This is a genomic window from Embleya sp. NPDC056575 (genome assembly GCF_042793325.1).
Taxonomy (GTDB): domain Bacteria; phylum Actinomycetota; class Actinomycetes; order Streptomycetales; family Streptomycetaceae; genus Embleya.
In genome coordinates this window covers 1-1557 of record NZ_JBHTVA010000175.1, presented here as the reverse complement: position 1 = coordinate 1557, position 1557 = coordinate 1, and the positions used below count along the sequence as shown (strand labels likewise).

The 1557-nt window shown below is 38.4% G+C and carries 1 protein-coding gene; it reads right to left on the bottom strand.

Translation table 11 applies throughout. The annotated features are described in order from the left end of the window. Window positions 1–209 precede the first annotated feature (209 nt). Window positions 210–1334, bottom strand: a complete 1125-nt coding sequence (locus ACFRCG_RS48520; protein ID WP_380043066.1) for an IS4-like element IS4Bsu1 family transposase — start codon at window positions 1332–1334, stop codon at window positions 210–212. Window positions 1335–1557: the final 223 nt, after the last annotated feature.

The window sequence follows — 1557 nt, the reverse complement described above, 5'->3', positions numbered from 1 at the left end:
GTCAAGAGTATATGGTGTTTGTTCAGTTGAATAAGGGGTAAACCATTTTAAATGATGCATAGATCACTAGTGTTGCATAAATTTTGACTGAATTTTCTGCTTTCTTGTTTTTACTCATGAGAAGAAAAACAAAGACATTTGAATAGAGGTAGTTAACATCCATTTTTTTACTATAATCTTTGACGAGTGCAACAGACCTGTGAAATTCTTTAGGGCACGGTTTTCCCTACGATTTTTCGTAGCCATAAATGAGCGGATTTCCATGGTGCCGCTTTGAGTAAGCGACTAATTTGTAAGTACGTCCTTGAACTGTTCGTGTTCAGCTGTGCCAGTACATTTAGGCAATATACAATCATTGCGATATACACTTGATTATGTACGCCTTGTTCGCTCTGCGCGTAGAACTTTTTGATGTTCAGGTGCTGCTTCAGCCATTTAAAAAATAGCTCGATTGCCCAGCGCGACTTATATAACTCAGCGATTTCGTCAGCGCTTAAATCAAATCGATTTGTGATCAGATGCAGTTCGTTTCCTTTTGAATCGAGCACTTTGATGAGGCGAAAAGCGTTTTCTGCACGGTTTTGTGGTGTACCAATCAAAACCATTTCATCTGAAAACACAAGCGAGTCTTCAGGCAGTTTAAATGGCTCGATTACACGAATGACAGCGTTTTTTCGTAAGCGTGATACAAAGAAATACCCATCGTCTGTCATGCGGTCAAATCGTTCATAATCCAAGTAACCCCGGTCAAAGACGTACATGCATTCTTTGTCGTCAACGAGTACTTCCAGCTGACCACGATCATGTTCTTTCGCGTTTGTCAGCACCGCTTTATCTGGATAGGAACAGCCTTTTTCTGCGTAAACAAGACGTAAATGAAGCTTGATGCCCGACTTTGTTTTACGGAATTCAGCCCACTTATGGTTTTTCAAGTTCAATGGCAACGTACTCGAGTCGATAATTTTCAGTGGTGTTGTCGTTTCTCGGCGCTGCTCATAATGTGATTTCTCGTGAATTTGGGCAACTAAATCCAAAAATACCTGTTGGAACACTTCAGTCGGCACTTGATTTAATCGGCGTCCGAGCAGCGAAAAGCTAATCGCTTCTAAATGCGTCGCTTTTTGAAGCTCGTCAGAAAATAATGTCTCACTGACTGCACGCAGACTCTCGGTTTCATTGAGCTGAGCGAATACGAACAATTTCAAGAATGACGCAATATGTAGCTTCTTTGTATAGTAATTTAATTGATAGCTTTCAACCAATTCCTCGAGTTTTGTGAAGAAAATCGGTGAAAACCATTGTTCAAATGATGTTTTTCGTGTAAACTTATCCATGCTTATTGTCCTTTATTTTGGATTTGGATGGTTTATTACCGCCCTACCATTATAAAGGCTTTTTTTATGCAAAGATAAAATTACTGAAAATTTAGATTTTTATAAATCGTTGAATTATTTTAATGCGACACTAGTGGCTCCTTTTATTTTTATAAAGAAACGAGAGTGTCAGCTTTTTCTTTTTTCATTTTTTTTGTAAAATAAGAAGGAGATTTTCACAAAC

Bases quoted from the DNA above. Each gene is read 5' to 3' on its own strand.
- ACFRCG_RS48520 (WP_380043066.1), bottom strand. From the start codon at position 1,334: ATGGATAAGTTTACACGAAAAACATCATTTGAACAATGGTTTTCACCG.